Source organism: Clostridium sp., assembly GCF_047718555.1.
In the GTDB taxonomy this organism is placed as follows: domain Bacteria; phylum Bacillota; class Clostridia; order Clostridiales; family Clostridiaceae; genus Clostridium_I.
The window spans coordinates 14225-38078 of the sequence record NZ_JBDNRK010000024.1; the positions used below are offsets into that span (position 1 = coordinate 14225).

The window sequence follows — 23854 nt, forward strand, 5'->3', positions numbered from 1 at the left end:
ATCTAATTATCTCCCTAAGATATCACAAATATTTTCAAACACAACATCTATATCTTGGGTACCGTCAACAGCACAGAGTATTTTTACAGAAGTATAATAATCTATTAGCGGTTCAGTCTGTCTGTTATAAACATCAATTCTTTCCTTAACCGTTTCTTCACTATCATCTTTTCTCTGAATTATATCGCTGCCACAAATATCACATTTTCCTGCAATTTTAGGTGGATTAAATTTAATATGATAACTAGCACCACATTTTGAGCATGTTCTTCTTCCAGTCATTCTTTCAAGTATACTGGACTCAGGAACTCTAATTAGGAGAGCATAATCAATTTTATGCCCCTTATCATCAAGAAATAAATCTAAAGCTTCTGCTTGTTTTACTGTCCTTGGAAATCCATCAAGTAAAAATCCATTTTTACAATCATCATTATTTAATCTATCTTTAACAATATCTATTGTTAATTCATCTGGTACCAACAATCCTTTGTTAATATATCCTTGAGCCTTTACTCCAAGTTCTGTCTTTTCTGATATATTTTTTCTAAATATATCACCAGTTGATATATGAGGAATATTGTATTTATTACTTATTTGTTTTGCTTGAGTTCCTTTTCCTGCTCCTGGAGGACCTAATAGTATAATGTTCATTTAATCATCTCCAATATTATTATTCACTCAAGAAACCTTCATAATGCTTCATTACCAGTTGGGCTTCAATAGCCTTCATAGTCTCAATAGCAACTCCAACCACTATTAGCAATCCTGTTCCACTAAAATACAATCCTTGAAATTTAGTATAAGATTCAAGAATCATTGGAGCCACAGCTATTACTCCAGCAAAAACTCCCCAAAGTATAGAAACTTTATCAAGCACTTTTTCAATATATCTTGCAGTTGGTTCTCCAGGCCTAACGCCAGGTACAAACCCTGAAGACTTATGCATATTCTCAGCCATTTCATCTGGCTTTAAAGTTATTTGTGTATAGAACCAGGTAAAGAATATAATAAATATAAAACTGACCACTGCATATTCCCAGCTATTCTGTTTAAACATACTATATTTACCTGAGACAATGGACTTATATATCCATGAATTTGGCCAAAATTGAACAATTATCACAGGAAACTGCATAACTGCCATAGCAAAAATTATTGCAATAATGGCTGAAGCATTGATATTTATTGGAATATGAGATGATTGACCTTTTAATGCTTTACCATTAACAGCTTTACCTGCATACTGAACCGGTATTCGCCTTTCAGCTAAACATGCCACTATAACAGCTAAAAACAATGCCACAATTATTACTACTAACACAGCGATTTGTACAATATCAACAGTATTGGTCTGTTGCAAAGTTGTAACTTGATAAATCATATTTGGAATTCTAGAAATAATATTTACAAACATTATTAAAGAAATTCCATTACCTATTCCTTTAACCGTGATTTGTTCTCCAAGCCACATCAAAAACACAGAAGCCGTTGTCAACGTTAAAGCTATTAGAACCATGTTGAGCTTTGAGGTATCTCTAAGAGCGCCCTGGCTATTTATTATGGCATACATTGCAAAAGTTTGAAATGCAGCAAGAAATACTGAACTATATCTAGTCATCTTTTGTATTTTCTTTCTGCCTTCTTCACCTTCCTTTTGCATTTGCTCAAGAGAAGGAATTGCAATTGTCAAAAGCTGTACAATAATTGACGCATTAATATATGGCATTACACCCATAGCAAATATACTAAAATTACTGAATGCTCCACCTGACATCAAATCATAAAATCCAGCTAGTGAGCCAGATTGTGATGATAAACTAACAAGTTTGGATGTATCAACTCCAGGCACAGGAATATGTATACCTATTCTATAAACTATAACCAAAACAAGTGTCCATAACAATCTTTTTCTTAAATCCGGAACTTTCCACGCATTACGTAAGGTCGATAACAATTTATATCACCTCTACTTTTCCTCCAGCTGCTTCAATCTTCTCAGCTGCTACTTTTGAAAATTTATTTACTTTAACAGTTAATTTTTTTGTAAGTTCTCCGTTACCAAGTATCTTAACTCCATCATTAACTTTTCCTATTATTCCTCTTTCAAGTAGCACTTCTATTGTCACTTCTGCTCCATCATCAAATATATTTAATCTATCTACATTTATACTAACTATATCTTTAGCAAATATGTTTGTAAATCCTCTTTTAGGCAATCTTCTATATAATGGCATTTGACCACCCTCAAATCCAGGTCTTACACCACCACCAGATCTTGCTTTTTGGCCTTTCTCACCTTTACCAGCGTTTCTTCCAAGACCAGAACCAGTACCTCTACCAATTCTTTTAGGTGCTTTTCTAGAACCTACTGCTGGTTTCAACTCATGAAGTTTCATAATTTGCACCTCCCCGTTTTATATTTTAAACTTCTTCCACTTTTAAAAGATAATTAACTTTGTTTATCATACCTCTTATTTGAGGAGTATCTTCTTTTTCAACTTTTTTGCCTATTTTACGTAGTCCAAGAGCATTAACAGTAGCTATATGATCCTTTTTCCTACCAATTAAACTCTTTTGTAATGTTATTGAAAGTTTAGCCATGTTAACTCCTCCTATCCTAATATTTCTTCAACAGATTTTCCTCTAAGCTCTGCAATATCTTCTACAGTTCTTAGTCTTGATAATCCGTTTATTGTAGCATTTACTACATTTCTTGCATTATTAGTTCCTAATGACTTAGCTCTAACATCTTTTAATCCAGCAAGTTCAAGGACTGCTCTTGATGGTCCTCCAGCTATAACTCCTGTACCTTCAGTAGCTGGCATTATAAGAACTTTACCAGTTCCAAATATACCTTCAATAGTATGAGGAACTGTAGTTCCAACCATTGCTACATGTACGATGTTCTTCTTAGCGTCTTCGATTCCTTTTCTTATAGCTTCAGGTATTTCAACAGACTTACCTGTTCCTACTCCTACATGGCCGTTTTCATCTCCAACTACTACTAATACGCTGAATCTAAAATTTCTTCCGCCCTTTACAACCTTAGCAACTCTATTAATAAATACAACTTTTTCTTTAAGTTCTAATGTACTAGGATCTATTCTCATTTATTTCCCTCCTTCTCTAGAATTCTAAGCCAGCAGTTCTCGCACCTTCAGCAAGTTCCTGTACTCTTCCGTGATATACAAATCCACCTCTATCAAAAACTACTTCTTTTATTCCTTTTTCTACAGCTTTCTTTCCAATGATTTCTCCAACAAGTCTTGCTGCTTCTTTATTACTTCCCACTTTAGATGAAAAATCTTTGTCTTTAGTTGAAGCTGCAACAATAGTACTTCCTGCTACATCATCAATTAATTGAGCATATATGTTTTTTTCACTTCTGAAAACTGCAAGTCTTGGTCTTTCAGTAGTACCAAAAATCTTTTTACGTACTCTCCTATGACGTTTATTTCTAGCTTCGCTTCTATCCTGCTTTTTAAACATACATTTCCACTCCTTTCTTGTAGTTACTTACCTGTTTTACCTTCCTTACGTCTGATGTGTTCATCAGTGTACTTAATTCCTTTTCCCTTATAAGGTTCAGGTTTTCTCCATTTTCTTATATCTGCTGCTACAGATCCTACTAATTCTTTGTCTATACCTTTTACTGTAATTTTATTTGCATCAGGTGTCTCAAAATTAATACCTTCTACAGCATCTATTTCAACTGGATGTGAATATCCAAGGCTTAATACTAATTTACTACCTTTTAATTGCGCTCTATAACCTACACCTACTAGTTCAAGGGTTTTAGAAAAACCTTCTGTTACACCAGTAACCATATTGTGTATTAATGCTCTTGTTAATCCGTGAAGAGCTCTGTGGTTTTTATCTTCGCTAGGTCTAGTAACAATTACATTATTATCTTCTACAACTACTTTAATATCCTTATGCATAGTCTTAACAAGTTGACCTTTTGAGCCTTTAACAGTAACAACGTTGTCTGGTGTTACTGAAACAGTGACACCATTAGGTATTACTACAGGCAATCTTCCTATTCTTGACATATTTACACCTCCTGTTCATCTAACTACCAGATATAGCAGATAACTTCTCCACCTAATCCTAGTTTTCTAGCTTCTTTATCAGTAACTATACCCTTAGAAGTTGATATTACTGCAACACCTAATCCATTTAATACTTTAGGAGTTTCTTCTTTTCTACAATAAACTCTAAGACCAGGTTTTGATATTCTTCTAAGTCCAGTTATAACCCTTACTTTGTTTTGACCATATTTCATACTAAGTCTCAACATTGGAACTGAACCGTCATTATATTCCTCTATATTTTTTATATATCCTTCTTGAAGCATTATATTTACTATTGCTTTCTTTATATTTGAAGAAGGTACTTCTACTACTTCGTGTTTAACTACGTTTGCATTTCTTATACGAGTTAGCAAATCCGCAATTGGGTCTGTCATAACCATGGTTTATGCCTCCTTTCATTCAATAACAATTACCAGCTGGCTTTCTTACAACCAGGTATTTCACCTTTGTAAGCAAGTTCTCTGAAACATATACGGCAAATGCCATATTTCTTTAATACTGCGTGGGGTCTTCCACATATTCTACATCTAGTGTAAGCTCTAGTTGAAAATTTTGGTTCTTTTTTCCACTTTTCGATCATCGCCTTACGTGCCACGTTATTACCTCCTTATTATTGAGCAAATGGCATACCAAGGAATCTCAATAATTCTCTTGCTTCCTCGTCACTTTTTGCTGTAGTAACAAATATTATATCCATACCTCTTACTTTATCTATTTTATCATATTCTACTTCTGGAAATATCAATTGCTCTTTAATTCCTAAAGCATAATTTCCTCTTCCATCAAATGCTTTGCTTGAAATTCCTCTAAAATCTCTAACTCTTGGTAGTGCTACATTCATAAGCTTATCAGCAAATTCATACATTTGTTGTTTTCTCAATGTAACTTTACAACCTATTGGCATGTTTTCTCTAATCTTAAAGTTTGCAATTGATTTTTTAGCTCTAGTTAAAATTGGTTTTTGACCAGTTATTAGCTGTAAATCAGCTGTAGCAGATTCTAAAACTTTTGAATTCTCCTTAGCTTCTCCTACGCCCATATTGATAACTATTTTTTCTAATTTAGGTATTTCCATCACATTTTTATATCCGAACTTTTCCATCAATGCTGGAATAACTTCTTTTTCGTACTTATCCTTTAGTCTTGCAGACATGCATTAGCCCTCCCTTCAAAATCTAAAATGTTTCTCCACACTTTTTGCATATTCTTACCTTTGATCCGTCATCTAACACTTTATTACTTATTCTTGTAGCTGAATTACATTTTGTACAGTAAAGCATAACCTTTGAACTATTAATCGGTGCTTCTCTTTTTATAATTCCGCCTTGCACATTAGCCTTACTTGGTTTTTGATGTTTAGTAACAACATTTACATCTTTAACTAATACAGTTGATTTTTTAGGATATGCAACTAAAACTTCTCCTGTTTTTCCTTTATCTTTACCTGAAATAACAACAACTGTGTCTTTTTTTCTAACATGAATTTTATTTATTGCCATCTAAAGCTACCTCCTATCCTATAGAACTTCAGGTGCTAATGATAAAATTTTATTAAATTCTTTATCTCTTAACTCCCTAGCAACAGGTCCGAAGATACGAGTTCCTCTTGGCTGTTTATCATCTTTTATCACTACAGCCGCATTTTCATCAAATCTGATATATGAACCGTCTGCTCTTCTTAAACCCTTAACTGATCTAACTATTACTGCTTTAACAACTTCACCTTTTTTAACAACACCGCCTGGTGTTGCACTTTTAACGCTAGCAACTATTATATCACCAATGTTTCCCCATTTTCTTTTGGAACCACCTAGTACTCTTATACACATAATCTCTTTTGCGCCAGAATTATCTGCTATTTTTAATACAGTTTGCTGTTGTATCATCTAAACACCCTCCTTTCAATTCAAAAGACTATTTAGCCTTTTCAACTATTTCTACGATTCTCCATCTTTTATCCTTTGATAATGGTCTTGTTTCCATTATTAATACTTTATCATCAACTTTTGCTTCATTATTTTCATCATGTGCTTTAAACTTAGTAGTTCTGTTAACAGTTTTGCCATATAAAGGGTGACGAACTTTAGTTTCTACAGCAACTACAACAGTTTTATCCATTTTATCTGAAACAACCTTACCAATTCTTGTCTTTCTATTTCCTCTTTCCACAGGATAACCTCCTTTCAGCTTTACTGTTCAAACGCCCTTAGTTCTTCTTCTCTAAGGATGGTTTTAATCTGGGCTATAGATTTTTTAACTTCTCTTATTCTCATAGGGTTTTCAAGCTGACCTGTAGCCAATTGAAACCTAAGTCTAAATAATTCTGCTTTTAAATCAACTAGTTGAGTCTGTAAATCTTGAGGAGTTTTTTCTCTTAATTCTTTAGCCTTCATTAATTTCACCGCCCATTTCCTCAAAGTTTTTCCTTGTAACAAACTTAGTACTTACAGGAAGTTTATGTGAAGCAAGCCTCATAGCTTCTCTTGCCTGTGCTTCAGTTACCCCTGATATCTCAAATAGTACTCTACCAGGTTTTATTACTGCAACCCAATATTCTGGAGAACCTTTACCAGAACCCATACGAGTTTCTGCTGGTTTTTCAGTAACTGGTTTATCCGGGAAAATCTTTATCCAAAGTTTTCCTCCTCTTTTAACATATCTATTTATAGCTATTCTGGCAGCTTCAATCTGATTACTTGTTATCCAACCACATTCTGTAGCTTGTAAACCATAGTCACCATAAGCAATAAAATTACCTCTTGTTGCTTTACCTTTCATTCTGCCACGCTGTACTTTACGACGTTTAACTCTTTTAGGCATTAACATATCGTATTCCTCCTTCCTTATGCGTTTGCTTCTTCCTTTTTCTCAATTTTCTTTGTAGGAAGAACTTCACCTCTATATACCCATACTTTTACGCCTATTTTTCCGTATGTAGTATCTGCTTCTGCAAAACCATAATCTATATCAGCTCTTAAAGTCTGAAGTGGAATTGTTCCCTCATGATACTGCTCTGTTCTTGCTATTTCAGCTCCAGCAAGTCTTCCTGAGCATGAAGTTTTAACACCTTTTACTCCAAATCTCATAGCTCTTTGGATAGTTTGCTTCATAGCTCTTCTAAAAGAAATTCTTCTTTCTAATTGTGATGCTATATTTTCAGCCATAAGCTGTGCATCACTATCTGCATTTTTGACCTCAACAATATTGATTAAAATATTTTTATCAGAAACTAAATCTTTAGTCTCCTTTTTTAAAGCTTCAATACCTTGGCCGCCTTTTCCTATAACCATCCCTGGTTTAGCAGTATATATATTTAGTTTTATCCTCTTTGCAGCTCTTTCAATTTCAATTTTTGAAATTCCTGCATTATGAAGCTTCTTATTAACAAATTCTCTGATTTTGTTATCTTCAACTAAATAATCTGCAAAATTCTTACTATCAGCATACCATTTAGCATTCCAATCCTTTATTACACCAACTCTTAGTCCATGCGGATTAACTTTTTGTCCCAAACTGTTCCCCTCCTTTTTATGCTCTTTCTTTTACAACTAGAGTAATATGACTAGTTCTTTTTTTAATTTTGAATGCTCTACCTTGTGCATGTGGTCTAAATCTTTTTAATGTAGGACCTTGACCAGTAAATGCATCAGCAACATATAGTCTGTTTACATCTAGATTTAAATTGTTTTCTGCATTTGCAACCGCTGATTTTAAAACCTTACTTACAACATCCGCTGCATCCTTTGGAGTGTATTGTAATATAGCGAAAGCCTCATTTACATTTTTATCCCTTATTAAATCAAGAACAATGCCTATTTTCATTGAAGACATTCTTACATATTTGGCTATTGATCTAGCTTCCATTAATGATTACCTCCTTCCTAAAGCTATCTAAGTCCTGATGACTTTTCAGTGTTATCTCCGTGTCCTTTAAAAGTTCTTGTTAGTACAAATTCTCCCAATTTGTGTCCAACCATATCTTCACTTACATATACCGGAACATGTTTTCTACCATCATGAACAGCTATAGTGTGACCTACCATTTGTGGAAAAATTGTTGAACTTCTTGACCAAGTCTTTATTACTTTCTTTTCACCACTTTTATTCATTTCATTAATTCTTTTTAAAAGCGCTTCTTGCACAAAAGGTCCTTTTTTTACTGATCTACTCACCTTGTTGGCCTCCCTTCACATAACTTAATTGGCAGTCAGAAGAGAATTTTATTCTCTTCTGACTACTTAGTTTTTCTACCCTTGACAATAAGTCTATCTGAATATTTCTTATTTTTTCTTGTTTTATAACCAAGTGCTGGTTTACCCCATGGAGTAAGAGGTCCTGGGTGTCCTACTGGTGACTTACCTTCACCACCACCATGTGGATGGTCATTAGGGTTCATTACGGAACCTCTAACTGTTGGTCTAATACCCATATGTCTTTTTCTTCCAGCCTTACCTATATTTACGATTTCATGTGTTAAGTTTGACACTGTTCCAATAGTAGCTTTACATTCTATTCTTACATATCTCATCTCACCACTTGGAAGTCTTAATGTTGCATATTCTCCCTCTTTAGCCATAAGCTGAGCACTAGCACCAGCTGATCTAACTAATTGAGCACCTTTTCCTACTGATAATTCAACATTATGGACTATAGTACCTACTGGTATATTTTTAAGTGGTAATGAATTACCTATTTTTATGTCTGATTCTTCGCCTGATACAACTACATCTCCAACTTTTAATCCAACTGGAGCAATTATGTATCTCTTCTCACCATCAACATAAGAAATAAGAGCAATAAATGCAGATCTATTAGGATCATATTCTATTGTTGCTACTTTTGCTGGTATATTATCCTTATTTCTTTTGAAATCAATCAATCTGTATTTTTGCTTAGCTCCTCCACCTATATGGCGAACAGTTATTTTACCTTGAGCATTTCTTCCGCCTTTTCTTTTCTTTTCTACAAGAAGTGATTTTTCAGGTACATTTGTTGTTATTTCTTCAAATGTACATACTGTCATTTCTCTTCTTGAGGGGGAAGTAGGGTTAAATCCTTTAACTGCCATTTTCTTTTTCTCCTCCTTTTTTCGCTTATCTGGCCATCAGCCAATACTAGCTCTTATTAACTATTTCATTCCTTCAAAGAATTCAATTGACTTGCTTTCACTTGTAAGCTTTACAACAGCTTTTTTATAATCAGCTCTCTTACCAACGTGAACTCCAACTCTTTTTGTTTTTCCCAATATATTAGCTGTCTTTACATCTTCTACTTTAACTCCGAAGACTTCTTCTACAGCTTTTTTAATTTGGCTCTTGTTTGCGTGCACATCAACAACAAAGGTGTATTTTTTATCTGACATTTCAGCCATACTTTTTTCAGTTATTATTGGTTTTCTTATAATATCATGGCTAGTTAAATTCATTATGCATACACCTCCTCAATTTTTGACACAGCATCCTTAGTTATTATAAAATTATCATATTTTAAAATATCATAAACATTTAAGTTATTAGCTGGAATTACTGTAGTACCTTCAATGTTTCTAACTGATTTATAAACATTTTCATTTGAATCAGCTACAACGATCAAAGCTTTTTTTGAATTAAATGCATTCAACATTTTTACTACTTCTTTTGTCTTTGGAGCTTCAAAATTTAATTCCTCTAATACAATGATTTCATTTTCTGCCACTTTACTGCTTAGTGCAGATTTCATAGCTACTCGTTTCATTGATTTTGGAACCGACATTCTGTAGCTTCTTGGTTTTGGTGCAAAAACCACACCACCATGTATCCACTGTGGAGATCTGATTGATCCTTGTCTTGCTCTACCAGTTCCTTTTTGTCTCCAAGGTTTAATTCCACCTCCGGAAACCTCTGATCTAGTTTTAGCACTTTGATTTCCTTGTCTTTTATTCGCTAGTAATGCAACTACAACCTGATGTAATGCATCAGCATTTACTTCTGCCCCAAAAACTTCAGTTGACAATTCAATGTCTCCAACTTTTTTTCCTTCTTTATTAAACAATCCTACTGTAGGCATTCTGTATCCTCCTTTCCAATAAAATTAGGCTTTAACAGAGTTTCTTATTACAATGAAACCCTTATTTGGACCAGGTACTCCACCTTTAATTAATATTACGTTCTTCTCTGGAATTACCTTTGCCACCTCTAAATTTAATACTGTTGTATTAACATGGCCCATATGTCCTGGCATTTTTTTATTTTTAAAAGTTCTTGATGGATCTGATGAAGCTCCCATAGAACCTACTGCTCTATGAAATTTTGATCCATGGCTCATTGGTCCTCTATGGCCATTCCATCTTCTTATTGTACCTTGGAATCCCTTACCTTTAGAAACTCCTGATACATCCACCTTTTCTCCAGCTGCAAAAGTATCAACTTTTATCTCAGTGCCTAATTCGTAAGCACTTATATCTTCTAATCTAAATTCTTTTATGAATTTCTTTACAGATACACCAGCTTTATCAAAGTGTCCTTTTAGTGGTTTATTGATTAATTTTTCTCTTGTATCATAAAAACCAACCTGTATTGCTTCATATCCATCATTTTCCGTTGTCTTTTTCTGCAAAACAACGCAAGGACCTGCTTCTATAACAGTTACAGGAACTATTTTACCTGCTTCATTAAATATTTGAGTCATACCAAGTTTTTTACCTAGTATAGCTTTTTTCATATCTAGCACCTCCTCGACACATCATTGGATCGCATTGCGATCATAACGGTCAAAACTAATTTATAAATTTTATAATTTTATTTCAATATCAACACCTGCTGGCAAATCTAACCTCATTAGAGCATCCACAGTTTTTGGTGATGGACTCAATATATCTATAAGTCTTTTGTGTGTTCTGATTTCAAATTGTTCTCTTGAATCTTTGTATTTATGTGGTGCTCTCAATATTGTAACAACATCTTTTTCTGTTGGCAGTGGTACTGGACCTGCTACCTTTGCTCCTGTTGATTTAGCAGTTTCAACTATTTTTTCGGCTGATTGATCAAGTATTGTATGATCAAAAGCTTTTAACCTAATTCTTATTTTTTGTTTTGCCATTTTATTTCCCTCCTTTTCATCGCACGCTCATCTTCTTACGTACAACAGCGGACGTTCTATAAACTGCTCCACGTGTTGCATATTAATATACAAACACACAACATAAAATAATTTATAGACTACCCGTCGCCCGGTTCAAGACCGCGACATGCTCAGTAAGAATTCCCCGTAAGTGCGGCTACCTCTTACCTCATCGCTGTTTTCACATAACAACTCTTATATTATACAACTAATTTTATGTTTTAGCAAGCGTTTTTTAATTTTAAACTTCAATTCTTATTCCCTTCAGCTATGCATTAAAACATTTTTCAAAATTGTCATATTATGTTGTTAGCATATATTATTTTTAGATCATTATTCTACACAAAACAAAAGGAGAAGAGCGTCCTCTTCTCCTTTTTAAATAAAGCTTTATTTATACATCTCTTATAACAAAATTTCAATTCATAATTACATACAGAAAATCAAATCAGACTATTTAACAATAGAAGTAACGACACCAGAACCAACTGTTCTTCCGCCTTCTCTTATAGCAAATCTTAAATTATCAGTCATTGCTACTGGGCTTATTAATTCAACTGTCATATCTATATGGTCTCCTGGCATTACCATTTCCATTCCTTCTGGTAATTTTATTAATCCTGTTACGTCTGTTGTTCTGAAATAAAATTGTGGTCTGTATCCATCAAAGAATGGTGTATGTCTTCCGCCTTCTTCTTTCTTTAATACATATACCTGACCAACAAATTTATTGTGTGGTGTTACTGAACCTGGTTTTGCTAATACCTGACCTCTTTCTATGTCTGTTCTCTGAATTCCTCTTAGTAATGCTCCGATATTATCTCCAGCCATTGCTTCATCTAGTAATTTTCTGAACATTTCTACTCCAGTTACTACTGTCTTTCCTATCTCTTCTTTTAATCCTACGATTTCTACTTCGTCTCCTACATGTAGAATTCCGCTTTCTACTCTTCCTGTTGCAACTGTTCCTCTTCCTGTTATTGTGAATACATCTTCTATTGGCATCAAGAATGTTTTATCTGTTGCTCTCTCTGGTGTTGGTATATAGCTGTCTACTGCTTCCATTAAGTCTAATATTGGCTTTGTTGCTTCTGCATCTGTTGGATTCTCTAATGCTTTCAATGCACTTCCTACTACTATTGGAGTATCATCTCCTGGAAATCCATATTCACTTAACAGTTCTCTTACTTCCATTTCTACTAATTCTATTAACTCTGGATCATCTACCATATCTGCTTTGTTTAAGAATACTACTATGTGCTGAACTCCAACTCTGCTTGCTAGTAGTATATGCTCTCTTGTCTGTGGCATTGGACCATCTGCTGCACTTACTACTAGGATTGCTCCATCCATTTGTGCTGCTCCTGTTATCATGTTCTTTACATAATCTGCATGTCCTGGACAATCAACGTGTGCATAATGTCTATTTGCTGTCTCATATTCTACGTGTGCTGTGTTGATTGTTATTCCTCTTTCTTTCTCTTCTGGTGCTTTATCTATTTCTGCATAGTTTGTTGCTGTTGCTCCACCTGTCTGTGCCAATACTGTTGTTATTGCTGCTGTTAATGTTGTCTTACCATGATCTACGTGTCCTATTGTTCCTATGTTTACATGTGGTTTATTTCTCTCAAATTTTGCTTTTGCCATTTTTTATTCCTCCTTAAAAAAACAATTATTTTCTTTCTCCAATTATTTGTTCTTGAATACTTTTAGGTACTTCTTCATAGTGATCAAATACCATACTATAAGTTCCTCTACCTTGTGTCCTTGATCTAAGAACAGTAGCGTAACCAAACATCTCTGATAATGGGACAAAGGCTCTTATAACTTGAGCACCGGCTTGGGCTTCCATTCCCTCAATTCTTCCTCTTCTTCCATTAACATCTCCCATTACATCTCCCATATACTCTTCTGGAACCACTACTTCAACTTTCATCATAGGTTCAAGTATTACAGGATCAGCCTTTGCCATTGCATTTTTAAATGCCATAGATCCAGCTATTTTAAATGCCATTTCATTTGAGTCAACATCATGGTAAGAACCATCGACTACCTTAACTTTAAAGTTTATAGTTTTATAGCCAGCTAAAATACCACTTTCAGATGCTTCTCTAATACCATCATCAATTGGTTGTATATATTCTTTAGGAATTGCTCCACCAACTACAGCATTTTCGAAAGTATATTCTTCTTCAGTTGGTTCTATCTCAATCCAACAATGACCGTATTGTCCACGACCACCAGACTGTCTAACAAATTTACCTTCTGCTCTAACTGCTTTTCTAATAGTTTCCTTATACGCAACTTGAGGTTTACCTACATTACATTCAACCTTAAATTCTCTTGTAAGTCTATCAACTATAATTTCAAGATGTAACTCACCCATACCAGATATAATTGTTTGACCAGTTTCCTGATCTGTATGAGTTTTAAATGTTGGATCTTCTTCTGCAAGTTTTGCTAAAGCAATACCCATCTTTTCCTGACCAGCCTTTGTCTTTGGCTCTATAGCTACATCAATAACTGTTTCCGGGAATACCATGTTTTCCAATATTATTGGCTTAGCTTCATCACATAATGTATCACCTGTAGTTGTAAACTTAAGACCAACAATAGCTCCTAAATCCCCAGCTTCTAATTCTTCAACTTCTTCTCTATGATTAGAATGCATCTTAACAAGTCTTCCAATTCTTTCTTTTTTATTCTTTGTAGAATTTAACACATAAGATCCACTCTTCATTATACCTGAATAAACTCTAGTAAATGCAAGTTTTCCTACAAAAGGATCTGTCGCAATTTTAAATGCTAATGCTGACATTGGTTCTTCATCACTAGTATGTCTTACATCCTCTTCACCCTCAAGAGTTTCTCCTTTTATAGGTGGAATATCAAGTGGTGATGGCATATAATCAACAACAGCATCTAACATTTGTTGAACACCTTTATTTTTATAAGAGGAACCACAAGTAACTGGTACAAATTTATTTTCTATAACGCCTTTTCTAATTGCAGCCTTTATTTCTTCCTCAGTTATCTCTTCACCCTCAAGATATTTCATTGTTAAATCTTCATCTAATTCTGCAACTGCTTCTATCATTGAAGCTCTGTATTCTTCTGCTAAATCCTTCATATCTTCAGGTATGGCAGTTTCTTCCATTTCAGTGCCTAATTCATCTTCATATATTATAGCTTCATTTTTAATAAGATCAATTATTCCTGTAAAATGATCCTCTTTACCTATTGGCAACTGTATTGGAACTGCATTTGCCTTAAGTCTCTCTCTCATCATATTAACAGATCTAAAGAAATCAGCTCCTAGTATATCCATTTTATTAATATAAGCCATTCTTGGTACTTTATATTTTTCTGCCTGTCTCCATACATTTTCTGATTGAGGTTCAACTCCACCTTTGGCATCATAAACCGCAACAGTTCCATCAAGTACTCTTAGTGATCTTTCAACTTCAACTGTAAAATCTACGTGTCCTGGTGTGTCTATAATATTTATTTCATGTTCTTTCCAGTAACATGTAGTTGCAGCTGAGGTTATTGTAATACCTCTTTCTTGTTCCTGAACCATCCAGTCCATTGTAGCTGCGCCTTCATGAACTTCACCAATTTTGTGTGTTCTACCTGTATAAAACAATATACGTTCTGTAGTTGTTGTTTTACCAGCGTCAATATGTGCCATTATTCCTATATTACGGAACTTTTCTAATGGATATTTTCTAGCCACTATTTTTCCTCCTCTCGATTATCACGATACAAAATTTGACAAAACTGCCTTGGATATCCAAAACAGTTTTGCTATATTAATTCTAATATCTATAATGTGCAAACGCTTTATTAGCTTCTGCCATTTTATGAGTATCTTCTCTCTTCTTAACAGCAGCACCTGTATTATTTGAAGCATCCACAAGTTCTCCAGCGAGCTTATCTTTCATGTGTTTTTCGCCTCTTTTTCTTGCTGCATCAAGCATCCATCTAATTCCTAAAGTCTGTCTTCTCTCTGGTCTAACTTCTATAGGAACTTGATAAGTTGCTCCACCTATTCTTCTAGCCTTTACTTCAAGTAATGGCATTATATTATTCATTGCTGCTTCAAAAACTTCTATAGCCTCTTTCCCTGTTTTAGCTGCTATAATTTCAAAAGCACCGTAGCATACTTTCTGTGCTACTCCCTTTTTACCATCTTCCATTATATTGTTTATAAGCTTAGTAACAACCTTGCTATTGTATACTGGATCTGGTAGTACATCTCTTTTTGCTATATGTCCTTTTCTTGGCACTTTTCTTCCCTCCTTAATAAATAATTTTAAGTTCATAGGTACTCGACATTTTCTGTCGTAAAGTGCTTTGTACTTCTGCAAAATTTTATAATATACTCATAGTATTTCTATCCATGAGGGTAAGTAAGTATTTAAACGAAAAATTAAAATAATCTTACAATATATATAAAAGCTGAAGACACAGCACTAAGTAAATAAACTATTTTTGTTTTGGTTTCTTAGCACCATATTTCGATCTAGCCTGCATTCTGTTGGCAACACCAGCGGCATCTAATGTACCTCTGACAATATGATATCTAACACCTGGTAAATCCTTAACTCTTCCACCTCTTATAAGAACAACACTATGTTCTTGCAAATTGTGGCCTACACCTGGTATATAAGCAGTAACTTCATATCCATTAGTAAGTCTAACTCTGGCAATTTTTCTCAAAGCTGAGTTAGGCTTCTTTGGAGTTGTTGTTTTAACTACAGTACATACTCCTCTTTTTTGTGGACATTCTTTCAATGCTGGCGCAGTTGATTTAACAATAGCTGTCTTTCTACCTTTTCTTACCAATTGGTTAATGGTTGGCATACTTACACCTCCTTTAAAATCTACTATCAATATATTAATTTAGATAATAGCAACTCACTTTACTCCAGAATTAAAGCACTTGCTGCCCCAACATCTATTCCGCAAAGCTTCCCTAATTCTTTCATAGTTTCAATGTAAACAATCTCTAAGGAATGCTCCATGGATAACTCCTCAACAGTATTAATTAATTTATTGTCAGCATCTTTTGCAATATAAACAACTCTACCTTCTCCACTTTTTATGGCTTTAATAGTTTGTTTTATACCAACAACTTTTTTCCCGCTAAGTCTGTTTACCATAAAATACCCTCCTTATGATAAATTACTGTGTGATTTTAATTAAAATCACACAAATTGTATTTTATCATTTTAAACTTTTCATGTCAACAAATCATTTGTTAAGTTAACTTTCTTTTACTAAAATTTCATTCTCTTCTTGTTTTTCATCTTCTATACTTATATTTTTATACCTTGCCAGACCTGTACCAGCTGGTATAAGTTTACCAATAATGACATTTTCCTTAAGACCTACTAGCGGATCAATTTTACCTTTAATTGCTGCATCTGTAAGAACCCTGGTAGTTTCTTGGAAAGATGCTGCTGATAAGAATGAATCTGTTGCAAGAGCTGCTTTTGTTATTCCAAGTAAAGCAATTCTTCCTTTTGCCGGTTCACCACCATTAGCTTCTATGCTATCATTAGCTTCATTAAAGTCAAAAATATCAATCATTGTACCTGGCAATAATTCCGTATCCCCTGAATCTTCAACTTTAACTTTTCTAGTCATTTGTCTTACTACAACTTCAAGATGTTTATCATTTATATCAACACCCTGTAATCTATAAACTTTTTGAACTTCTGATAGAAGATAATTTTTAACAGCATTAACACCTTTTATTCTTAATATATCATGTGGATTTATAGAACCCTCTGTAATTTCATCTCCAGCATTTATAATATCTCCATTTTGAACCTTAAGACTTGATCCAAAAGGTATATCATAACTAACTTCCTCGCCACCATCAGTGACAATATATACTATTCTCTTTTTCTTAGTATCTTCAAGTCTGACGGTTCCCGAAACTTCACTTACTATTGCAAGACCTTTTGGCTTTCTTGCTTCAAAAAGTTCTTCAACTCTAGGAAGACCTTGAGTTATATCTGCTCCTGCAACTCCACCTGTATGGAATGTTCTCATGGTTAATTGTGTTCCTGGTTCACCAATTGACTGGGCCGCTATAATTCCAACAGCCTCACCAATACCTATTTGTTGAGCAGTAGCCATATCCATGCCATAGCATTTAGCACACACACCATATTTACAATCACATGTAAATACAGATCTTATTTTTACTTTTTTAACCCCGGCATTTTCTACTTTCTCAGCTAGGTGAATATCCATATAGGAATCTCTATGAACAATTATATCTTTTGTTTTAGGATTTATAATATCTTCAGCACTATATCTACCTGTAAGTCTTTCTTTTAAAGGCTCTATAACTTCATTTCCCTCTTTTATTTCAGATACTTCAAACCCTTCTTCAGTACCACAATCATCAACTCTTACAATAACATCCTGTGATACATCTACAAGTCTTCTTGTAAGATATCCTGAATCCGCTGTCTTAAGTGCTGTATCTGCATTACCTTTTCTTGCTCCATGAGTTGATATGAAGTACTCAAGTACATCAAGGCCTTCTCTAAAAGATGCCTTGATAGGCATTTCCAAAATTTTACCAGATGGATTAGCCATAAGTCCTCTCATACCAGCAAGCTGCTTAATCTGACTCTTAGAACCTCTAGCTCCTGAATCAGCCATCATAAATATAGGATTAAATCTATCCAAGTTATTCATAAGCGCATCTGCAACTTCTTCAGTAGTTTTAGTCCAAACATCTATTACCCTTTCATATCTCTCATTTTCAGAAATATAACCCCTTCTATAAAGCTTCTCTATCTTATCAACAGACATTTGTGCTTCATTAAGTAAGGTCTTCTTTTCTGGTGGGACCGTCATATCAGAAGTAGAAACTGTTATAGCTCCTATAGATGAATAGTGATATCCCTTAGCTTTAATCTTATCAAGCATAATAGATGTTTCAGTTGGACCATGCCTTAAATAACATTTATCTATAATCTTACCTAAGTTCTTTTTACCAACTAAGAAATCAACTTCTAGTTTAAACTCATTTTCCGGAATACTCCTGTCAATAAAACCTAAATCCTGAGGTATTGATTCATTAAATAAAAGTTTTCCTGGCGTAGTATCTATTATTCTATATATTTTTTCACCTTCAATAATTTTACAAAGTTTAACTTTTACTTTAGCATGAACATCAACTTCTCCTAATTGATATGCCATGATAACTTCCTCTGCTGAAGAAAATGACTTTCCTTCACCCTTAACGTTATCTTTATCAATAGTCAAATAATAAGATCCCAATACCATGTCTTGCGTCGGAACACATACTGGCTTACCATCTGATGGCTTTAATATGTTATGAGCAGCTAACATTAAAAATCTTGCTTCTGCTTGTGCTTCCACTGATAAAGGCACGTGGACGGCCATTTGGTCACCATCAAAATCCGCATTGTATGCTGTACAAGCAAGTGGATGTAATTTTATTGCTCTTCCTTCAACTAATATTGGCTGGAATGCTTGAATTCCTAGTCTATGCAAAGTAGGTGCACGATTTAACAATACTGGATGATCTGAAATTACTTCTTCAAGTACATCCCAAACCTGTGGCTGAACTCTTTCAACCATTCTCTTTGCACTTTTTATATTGTGAGCAACTCCACTTTCAACCAATTTTTTCATTACAAAAGGTTTAAATAATTCTAATGCCATTTCCTTTGGAAGACCGCATTGATACATTTTTAATTCTGGTCCAACAACTATAACTGAACGCCCTGAATAGTCAACACGTTTTCCAAGAAGATTTTGTCTAAATCTTCCTTGCTTACCCTTAAGCATATCCGAAAGAGACTTTAGAGGTCTATTTCCTGGACCTGTTACCGGTCTTCCTCTTCTTCCATTATCAATAAGAGCATCTACAGCCTCTTGTAACATTCTTTTTTCATTTCTTACAATTATATCTGGTGCTCCCAAATCTAAAAGTTTTTTAAGTCTATTATTTCTATTGATAACTCTTCTATAAAGGTCATTCAAGTCAGAAGTAGCAAATCTTCCACCATCAAGTTGAACCATAGGTCTCAAATCTGGAGGAATAACTGGTATTACATCGATAATCATCCAGTCGGGTTTGTTACTTGATTTTCTAAAAGATTCCACAACTTCTAATCTTCTTATTATTCTTATTCTCTTTTGTCCTGTACTTGTTTTTAAATCATCTTTTAGTTCAACGGATAGTTGCTCTAATTCTATTTCTTCAAGTAATCTTTTAATTGATTCAGCTCCCATACCAGCATCAAAGCTATCTTCACCATACTTATCAATAGCTTCTCTATATTCTTTTTCGTTCAAAAGCTGTTTCTTTAATAAAGCTGTTTCTTTTGGATCCAGAACAACATAAGATGCAAAATAAAGTATTTTTTCTAGAGCTCTAGGAGACATATCCAATATTAATCCCATACGAGATGGTATTCCTTTAAAATACCATATATGAGATACTGGGGCAGCAAGTTCTATATGCCCCATTCTTTCACGTCTAACTTTAGCTTTAGTTACTTCTACGCCGCATCTATCACATACTATACCTTTATATCTAACTCTTTTATATTTACCACAATGACATTCCCAATCCTTCATAGGTCCAAATATTCTTTCACAGAATAATCCATCCTTTTCAGGTTTCAAAGTTCTATAATTTATTGTTTCTGGTTTTTTCACTTCACCTCTAGACCATTCTCTTATCTTTTCTGGTGAAGCCAATCCTATTTGTAAAGCATCAAAATTATTTAATTCCAAGGGTACATCCTCCCTTCATAATTAGTGTTCATCATTGAAATCTTCAAGTTCCAATCCTTCTTGAAGATCATCTAAAGGCAAATCATCATAATCTAAGTCAATATCATCATCTGAGTCTTGGTTATCAGATTCAATATAATCATCTGGCGGAGTTGGAGGAACACTATCTTCATTTCCTTCAATGTTCACATCTAAATCTTCCAAGCCTTCTTCCACTGACTCTTTCAATTTTACTTCCTGATTATCTCCTGCAAGAACTTTTACATCTAAGCATAAAGCTTGAAGTTCTTTTATAAGAACCTTAAATGACTCTGGAACACCTGGTTCTGGTATATTCTCACCTTTAACTATAGATTCATAGGTCTTAACTCTACCTACAACATCATCAGACTTAAAGGTCAATATTTCCTGTAAAGTATGAGCCGCACCATAAGCTTCTAGTGCCCAAACCTCCATTTCACCAAACCTTTGGCCACCAAACTGCGCTTTACCACCTAAAGGCTGCTGTGTAACTAAAGAATATGGACCCGTTGATCTAGCATGTATTTTATCATCAACTAAATGTGCTAGCTTTAATATATACATATATCCAACTGTAACTCTGCTGTCAAATGCTTCTCCAGTTCTTCCATCATATAGTATAGTCTTTCCATCTTCATCATATCCGGCCTTCTTTAGGCATTCAACTATTTCTGGTTCTGTAGCTCCATCAAATACAGGCGTTGCTATATGCCATCCAAGATTAGCTGCTGCCCATCCTAAATGAACTTCCAAAACCTGCCCTATATTCATACGAGAAGGAACACCCAATGGATTCAAGCATATTTGAAGTGGTCTACCATCTGGTAAAAATGGCATATCTTCTTCTGGTAAAACTCTTGAAATAACACCTTTATTACCATGTCTTCCTGCCATCTTATCACCAACAGATATTTTTCTCTTCTGAGCTATATAACATCTTACCAATTCATTGACTCCAGGAGGTAATTCATCTCCATTTTCTCTTGTGAAAACTTTTATATCCACAATTATACCAGCTTCTCCATGTGGAACCCTAAGAGATGTGTCTCTTACTTCTCTTGCCTTTTCTCCAAATATAGCTCTTAGAAGTCTTTCTTCTGCTGTTAATTCAGTTTCACCTTTAGGTGTAACTTTTCCAACTAATATATCTCCTGAACGTACTTCCGCACCAATTCTTATAATTCCTCTCTCATCTATATCCTTAAGAGCGTCATCGCCTACATTAGGTATATCTCTAGTAATTTCCTCAGGTCCAAGCTTAGTATCTCTAGCTTCTGCTTCATACTCTTCTATATGAATTGATGTAAATACATCTTCTCTAACAAGTTCTTCAGATATAAGCATAGCATCTTCGTAATTATATCCTTCCCAGGTTATAAAGCCCATACGAATATTTTTACCTAATGCTATTTCTCCCAGATCAGTAGATGGCCCATCTGATAGCACAGTACCAACATCTACCTTTTCTCCCTTTGATACTATAGGTCTTTGATTTATACATGTGCCTTGGTTAGATCTTTTAAACTTCAATAATCTATAAGAATCGATAGAGCCATTATCATCTCTCTTTACTCTTACTTCATTAGCACTGACATAATCAATTACACCTGCATGTTTTGCCTTAGGAAGAACTCCTGAATCGACAGCGGCCTTAAACTCTATACCTGTTCCTACAATAGGAGCCTGAGGCTTTAATAAAGGCACTGCCTGACGCTGCATGTTTGAACCCATCAGTGCACGGCTGGCGTCATCATTTTCAAGGAATGGTATCATAGCTGTAGCTACTGATACTATCTGCCTTGAAGATACATCCATTAAATCAACTTCTGTATTTGATACAACTAATACATCATCTCTGGTTCTGACAGTTATTTTACTATCTACAAAATTGCCTACTTCATCTAAAGGTTCATTTGCCTGTGCAATTAAAAATTGATCTTCTTCGTCTGCGGTAAAATATCTTATTTCATTTAAAACCTTGCCATTTTTTTTATCAACAATTCTATATGGACTTTCTATAAATCCATAATCATTAACCTTGGCATAAGTAGCTAAAGAGTTTATAAGTCCTATATTAGGACCTTCTGGTGTTTCTATAGGGCACATTCTTCCATAATGGGAATGATGAACGTCTCTAACTTCAAATCCAGCTCTTTCTCTTGAAAGTCCACCTGGTCCTAGTGCCGACAATCTTCTTTTATGTGTAAGTTCTGATAGTGGATTTGTTTGATCCATAAATTGTGAAAGTTGTGAACTACCAAAGAATTCTTTAATAGCTGCCGCCACTGGTCTTATATTTATAAGCGCCTGAGGCGTTATTACTTCTTGGTCTTGAATAGTCATTCTTTCCTTGACCACTCTCTCCATTCTTGATAGGCCTATTCTAAATTGATTCTGCAATAATTCACCAACAGATCTAAGTCTTCTATTACCTAAATGGTCAATATCATCTACATTGCCCACACCATAAGCTAGCCCTAGCTCATAACTTACTGTTGCGTATATATCATCTTTCACAATATGTTTTGGCACTAATCTGTGAATATTCTTTTTAAGCTGTTCTTTTATCGAGTCTTCTTCAGTATAGTTCTGCAATATCTCATTTAATATTGGATAATGCACTAACTCTTTTATGTTCAAATCGCTAATATCAAATTTAATGAAATGATTGATATTAACAAAATGATTTCCTATAACTCTAATTACTTTATCATCAATTATAATATCTACTTTATTAATTCCAGAGTTCTGAATTTCAATAGCCTTTTCTCTATCAATTCTCTCACCTTTTTGGACAACTATCTCTCCAGTTTCATCATTGACTATATCCTCAGCAGCTATTTTATTAGCAATTCTAAGACTTATGGCTAATTTTTTGTTAAATTTATATCTTCCAACTCTAGATAAATCATATCTTTTAGGATCAAAAAATAAAGAATCTATAAGTGAAACTGCACTATCTACAGTAGGAGGCTCGCCAGGTCTTAATCTTTTATATATTTCTAACAGTGCCTCTTCTTTAGTTTTTGTATTATCTTTTTCAATTGTGGCTTTTAATCTCTCTTCTTCACCAAAGTATTCTACAATATCAGCATCTGATCCATAGCCCATAGCTCTAGCCAATATAGTAATCGGTAATTTTCTAGTCTTATCTATCCTTACATAGATAACGCTGTTACTATCAGTTTCGTATTCTAGCCAAGCTCCTCTATTTGGAATAACTGTAGATGAAAATAATTTTTTACCAGTTTTATCTACCAAAAAATCATAATAAACACCTGGCGATCTTACCAATTGACTTACTATAACTCTTTCAGCACCATTAATCACAAAAGTTCCCTGTTCCGTCATTAAAGGAAAGTCTCCCATGAAAACTTCCTGTTCTTTAACTTCACCAGTCTCCTTGTTAAGTAATCTAACCTTTACCTTTAAAGGTGCTGCATATGTAGTATCTCTTTCCTTACATTCCTCCACAGAATACTTGATATTTTCCATATCAAGTTTGTATCCTACAAACTCTAGAACAAGATTGCCCGTATAATCCTGAATTGGATTGATGTCATCAAATATTTCTTGAAGTCCTTCTTTAAGAAACCACTCATATGAATCTAATTGTATTTCTATGAGATTAGGCATCTTTCCAATTTCATGTTGCTTAGAAAAACTCATTCTTGTTCTTTTACCCACTTGCACAGGATGTACCATTAGCTTTCACCCCTTGTATAAACTAAAATAACCAAAAACGCACTTCACCTGTGGAATTACATTTCTGGGTTAATCACCTTACTATTTGGTTATTATAACCATAAAACTAACATTAATTCATATAATACGTAATTTTGTTA

30 protein-coding genes are annotated in these 23854 nt (G+C 34.3%); all 30 read right to left on the reverse strand.

The annotated features are described in order from the left end of the window. Positions 1 to 6: 6 nt before the first annotated feature. The 30 genes from ABF633_RS11150 to rpoB all read right to left on the reverse strand — a co-directional run bounded on the left by ABF633_RS11150 (position 7) and on the right by rpoB (position 23714). The gene (locus ABF633_RS11150; protein ID WP_415523795.1) at positions 7 to 651 is read right to left on the reverse strand and encodes an adenylate kinase; all 645 of its coding nucleotides are present in this window, start codon (positions 649 to 651) and stop codon (positions 7 to 9) included. A gap of 19 nt (positions 652 to 670) precedes the next feature. After that, positions 671 to 1954, reverse strand: a complete 1284-nt coding sequence (secY, locus tag ABF633_RS11155; RefSeq protein ID WP_415523796.1) for a preprotein translocase subunit SecY — start codon at positions 1952 to 1954, stop codon at positions 671 to 673. A 1-nt stretch (position 1955) separates the two neighbouring features. Beyond that, on the reverse strand, positions 1956 to 2396 hold the full coding sequence (gene rplO / locus ABF633_RS11160) for a 50S ribosomal protein L15 (protein WP_415523797.1): 441 nt from the start codon (positions 2394 to 2396) through the stop codon (positions 1956 to 1958). A 25-nt stretch (positions 2397 to 2421) separates the two neighbouring features. Further along, a complete protein-coding gene (gene rpmD / locus ABF633_RS11165) occupies positions 2422 to 2601 on the reverse strand; it encodes a 50S ribosomal protein L30 (RefSeq protein WP_415523798.1) in 180 nt (59 codons plus the stop codon). An 11-nt stretch (positions 2602 to 2612) separates the two neighbouring features. Then, positions 2613 to 3110, reverse strand: a complete 498-nt coding sequence (gene rpsE, locus ABF633_RS11170; protein ID WP_415523799.1) for a 30S ribosomal protein S5 — start codon at positions 3108 to 3110, stop codon at positions 2613 to 2615. Positions 3111 to 3126: 16 nt separating this feature from the next. After that, on the reverse strand, positions 3127 to 3489 hold the full coding sequence (gene rplR / locus ABF633_RS11175; protein ID WP_415523801.1) for a 50S ribosomal protein L18: 363 nt from the start codon (positions 3487 to 3489) through the stop codon (positions 3127 to 3129). Positions 3490 to 3512: 23 nt separating this feature from the next. Then, complete coding sequence (gene rplF, locus ABF633_RS11180) at positions 3513 to 4052, reverse strand: 50S ribosomal protein L6 (protein WP_415523802.1); 540 nt, start codon at positions 4050 to 4052, stop codon at positions 3513 to 3515. Between the two features lie 23 nt (positions 4053 to 4075). Beyond that, complete coding sequence (gene rpsH, locus ABF633_RS11185) at positions 4076 to 4474, reverse strand: 30S ribosomal protein S8 (RefSeq protein ID WP_415523803.1); 399 nt, start codon at positions 4472 to 4474, stop codon at positions 4076 to 4078. A gap of 29 nt (positions 4475 to 4503) precedes the next feature. Continuing rightward, entirely contained in the window at positions 4504 to 4689 is a 186-nt protein-coding gene (locus tag ABF633_RS11190) for a type Z 30S ribosomal protein S14 (protein WP_003448009.1), read from the reverse strand. Positions 4690 to 4704: 15 nt separating this feature from the next. Continuing rightward, complete coding sequence (gene rplE / locus ABF633_RS11195) at positions 4705 to 5247, reverse strand: 50S ribosomal protein L5 (RefSeq protein WP_415523804.1); 543 nt, start codon at positions 5245 to 5247, stop codon at positions 4705 to 4707. A gap of 22 nt (positions 5248 to 5269) precedes the next feature. Then, on the reverse strand, positions 5270 to 5593 hold the full coding sequence (rplX, locus tag ABF633_RS11200) for a 50S ribosomal protein L24 (RefSeq protein WP_415523805.1): 324 nt from the start codon (positions 5591 to 5593) through the stop codon (positions 5270 to 5272). Between the two features lie 18 nt (positions 5594 to 5611). Further along, positions 5612 to 5980: a 50S ribosomal protein L14 gene (gene rplN, locus ABF633_RS11205; RefSeq protein WP_015617482.1), complete on the reverse strand. Its 369-nt coding sequence runs from the start codon at positions 5978 to 5980 to the stop codon at positions 5612 to 5614. 28 nt (positions 5981 to 6008) lie between these two features. Beyond that, positions 6009 to 6263 (reverse strand): 30S ribosomal protein S17, encoded by a 255-nt coding sequence (gene rpsQ / locus ABF633_RS11210; protein WP_015617483.1) that lies wholly within the window; start codon positions 6261 to 6263, stop codon positions 6009 to 6011. A 20-nt stretch (positions 6264 to 6283) separates the two neighbouring features. Then, positions 6284 to 6487, reverse strand: a complete 204-nt coding sequence (rpmC, locus tag ABF633_RS11215) for a 50S ribosomal protein L29 (RefSeq protein WP_003448001.1) — start codon at positions 6485 to 6487, stop codon at positions 6284 to 6286. Then, complete coding sequence (gene rplP, locus ABF633_RS11220; protein ID WP_415523806.1) at positions 6477 to 6920, reverse strand: 50S ribosomal protein L16; 444 nt, start codon at positions 6918 to 6920, stop codon at positions 6477 to 6479. Before rplP ends, rpmC begins: the two co-directional genes overlap by 11 nt. A 17-nt stretch (positions 6921 to 6937) precedes the next feature. Next, positions 6938 to 7606, reverse strand: a complete 669-nt coding sequence (rpsC, locus tag ABF633_RS11225) for a 30S ribosomal protein S3 (RefSeq protein WP_415523808.1) — start codon at positions 7604 to 7606, stop codon at positions 6938 to 6940. Between the two features lie 16 nt (positions 7607 to 7622). Continuing rightward, positions 7623 to 7958 carry a 50S ribosomal protein L22 gene (gene rplV, locus ABF633_RS11230; RefSeq protein ID WP_415523810.1) on the reverse strand — a complete coding sequence of 112 codons (336 nt, stop codon included), beginning with the start codon at positions 7956 to 7958 and terminating at the stop codon, positions 7623 to 7625. Between the two features lie 23 nt (positions 7959 to 7981). Beyond that, positions 7982 to 8266: a 30S ribosomal protein S19 gene (gene rpsS, locus ABF633_RS11235; RefSeq protein WP_415523811.1), complete on the reverse strand. Its 285-nt coding sequence runs from the start codon at positions 8264 to 8266 to the stop codon at positions 7982 to 7984. A gap of 62 nt (positions 8267 to 8328) precedes the next feature. Beyond that, positions 8329 to 9162 carry a 50S ribosomal protein L2 gene (rplB, locus tag ABF633_RS11240; RefSeq protein WP_415523812.1) on the reverse strand — a complete coding sequence of 278 codons (834 nt, stop codon included), beginning with the start codon at positions 9160 to 9162 and terminating at the stop codon, positions 8329 to 8331. 60 nt (positions 9163 to 9222) lie between these two features. Then, entirely contained in the window at positions 9223 to 9519 is a 297-nt protein-coding gene (rplW, locus tag ABF633_RS11245; protein WP_415523813.1) for a 50S ribosomal protein L23, read from the reverse strand. Then, on the reverse strand, positions 9519 to 10139 hold the full coding sequence (gene rplD, locus ABF633_RS11250; RefSeq protein WP_415523814.1) for a 50S ribosomal protein L4: 621 nt from the start codon (positions 10137 to 10139) through the stop codon (positions 9519 to 9521). Before rplD ends, rplW begins: the two co-directional genes overlap by 1 nt. Before the next feature lie 24 nt (positions 10140 to 10163). Then, positions 10164 to 10793: a 50S ribosomal protein L3 gene (gene rplC, locus ABF633_RS11255; protein ID WP_015617492.1), complete on the reverse strand. Its 630-nt coding sequence runs from the start codon at positions 10791 to 10793 to the stop codon at positions 10164 to 10166. 69 nt (positions 10794 to 10862) lie between these two features. After that, positions 10863 to 11171 carry a 30S ribosomal protein S10 gene (gene rpsJ / locus ABF633_RS11260; RefSeq protein ID WP_015617493.1) on the reverse strand — a complete coding sequence of 103 codons (309 nt, stop codon included), beginning with the start codon at positions 11169 to 11171 and terminating at the stop codon, positions 10863 to 10865. A gap of 474 nt (positions 11172 to 11645) precedes the next feature. Further along, entirely contained in the window at positions 11646 to 12839 is a 1194-nt protein-coding gene (gene tuf, locus ABF633_RS11265; RefSeq protein ID WP_415523815.1) for an elongation factor Tu, read from the reverse strand. 25 nt (positions 12840 to 12864) lie between these two features. Continuing rightward, entirely contained in the window at positions 12865 to 14928 is a 2064-nt protein-coding gene (gene fusA / locus ABF633_RS11270; RefSeq protein ID WP_415523816.1) for an elongation factor G, read from the reverse strand. 82 nt (positions 14929 to 15010) lie between these two features. Then, positions 15011 to 15481, reverse strand: coding sequence for a 30S ribosomal protein S7 (gene rpsG, locus ABF633_RS11275; protein ID WP_015617496.1), 471 nt, complete (start codon positions 15479 to 15481; stop codon positions 15011 to 15013). Positions 15482 to 15680: 199 nt separating this feature from the next. After that, positions 15681 to 16058 carry a 30S ribosomal protein S12 gene (gene rpsL, locus ABF633_RS11280; protein ID WP_415523817.1) on the reverse strand — a complete coding sequence of 126 codons (378 nt, stop codon included), beginning with the start codon at positions 16056 to 16058 and terminating at the stop codon, positions 15681 to 15683. A gap of 59 nt (positions 16059 to 16117) precedes the next feature. Then, positions 16118 to 16357 (reverse strand): ribosomal L7Ae/L30e/S12e/Gadd45 family protein, encoded by a 240-nt coding sequence (locus tag ABF633_RS11285; protein WP_015617498.1) that lies wholly within the window; start codon positions 16355 to 16357, stop codon positions 16118 to 16120. A gap of 103 nt (positions 16358 to 16460) precedes the next feature. Next, on the reverse strand, positions 16461 to 19988 hold the full coding sequence (rpoC, locus tag ABF633_RS11290) for a DNA-directed RNA polymerase subunit beta' (RefSeq protein WP_415523818.1): 3528 nt from the start codon (positions 19986 to 19988) through the stop codon (positions 16461 to 16463). Between the two features lie 21 nt (positions 19989 to 20009). After that, the gene (gene rpoB, locus ABF633_RS11295; protein WP_415523819.1) at positions 20010 to 23714 is read right to left on the reverse strand and encodes a DNA-directed RNA polymerase subunit beta; all 3705 of its coding nucleotides are present in this window, start codon (positions 23712 to 23714) and stop codon (positions 20010 to 20012) included. Positions 23715 to 23854 lie beyond the last annotated feature (140 nt).